Here is a 1,524-nt window from a genome sequence, read left to right as displayed (position 1 = left end):
GGCCGTCGGCCGGGCCGGGCGCGCCCCGGGTTTTCGCGCCCGTGCGGCGCCGCGGCCCCGGCCCGCTCTGGGGTGCGCTGGGTGTGGGCGGTGTGGCCCTCGCCGCCGCGATGGTGCTGAGCGTGGCCATCCCGGCGTTCCCGGGCAGTGGCGTCGCCGGGCGCCCGAGCAGTGCCCTGCTGTTCGGCAACGGCGTCAGCCCGATGATCAACCTGGGCGAGGACCTGCGCCGCCCGACGGCGCGGCCGGTCCTGCACTATCGCACGACGGCGACGAGGGCGCCCTACCTCCGGCTGCTCACCCTGGACGAGTTCTCCGGCCGCGACTGGAGTTCCCGCCTCTTTCCGTCCAATTCCGCGAACACCGTGGACAAGATCGCCCTGCCGCCGGGCCTGTTGGACTCAGTGGCCGTCACCGAGACCCGCACGAACATCGTCGTGGACGGCCTGTCGGCGCGCTGGCTGCCGATCCCGGCGCCGGCCCGCTCGATCACGGGGCTGGCCGGGGCCTGGTACTGGAACGGGTCGAACGGGTCGATCACCAGCCCGAACGACACGACCCGCGGCCAGGAGTACACCGTCATCGCGCTGAACCTGGCGCCGACCAGGGACCAGCTGAGGGGCTCGGGCAGCGACTACCCGTCAAGCGTACAGCGGAGTCTCCGGCTGCCCGCGGACAGCCCGCCCCGGATCGCGGAGACCGCGCGGCAGGTCACGGCCGGCACCGACACGGCCTATGACGCGGCCCTGGCGCTGCAGACGTACCTCCGCGGCGAGGAATTCAGCTACGACACCGAGGCTCCGGCCAAGGCCGGCTTCGACGGCGGCGGCGTGGATGTCGTCAGCACCTTCCTCGAGGTGAAGACCGGGTACTGCGTGCACTTCTCCTCGGCCATGGCCGTGATGGCCCGCTCCATCGGCATTCCCGCCCGGATCGCGGTCGGCTACCAGCCCGGCACGCTCTCCGCCTCCAGCTCGATCGCCGGGACGGGACGGTACAGCGTGGACTCCCATGACCTGCACGCCTGGCCGGAACTGTACTTCGCCGGGGTCGGCTGGGTGCCGTTCGAACCGACGCCGGGGCGCGGGGCGCTGCCCGAATACACCCGCACAATGGATGCCGCCCAGACTCCGGGCGGCCAGGGCGGGACCGCCGGGTCCGCACGGCCTGGCATCACCGACGATCCCGCGGCGACCGATCCCGGCGCCCGCGGCGGCTCCGCGGACACCCGCCAGGAACCCGTCACCGTGCTGCGCCTCATCCTGGTCCTCGTCGGGGTGATCGCGTTGCTGCTGCTGCCGGCGATCGGCCGGGTCGAGCGGCGGCGACAGCGACGGCGTCGGATCCTGGCCGGCCGCGCGGGGGCCGCGGAGGCCTGGCAGGAGCTCACCGACCTCGCCGTCGACCACGGCATCCCCGTGCGCGCGACCGAGACGCCGCGGGAGTTCGCGGCGCGCCTGCGGTCGCTGCCGGGGCTCGCGCCGCCGGGGGAGCGACCGGGGGAGCCGTCGGGGGAGCCGCAGC

General features: G+C 74.3%; 1 protein-coding gene. It reads left to right on the top strand.

Annotated features, from left to right (window positions below; genetic code table 11):
- Positions 1-1,524, top strand: a 1,524-nt coding sequence (locus E3T42_RS09790; protein ID WP_134402938.1) for a DUF3488 and transglutaminase-like domain-containing protein, incomplete at both ends; no start/stop codon positions are given.

Source organism: Cryobacterium sp. TMT4-10, from assembly GCF_004403275.1.
In the GTDB taxonomy this organism is placed as follows: Bacteria; Actinomycetota; Actinomycetes; order Actinomycetales; family Microbacteriaceae; genus Cryobacterium; species Cryobacterium shii.
Note: the sequence above shows the minus strand (reverse complement) of the source record. Positions and strands in the feature narration are given on the sequence as shown.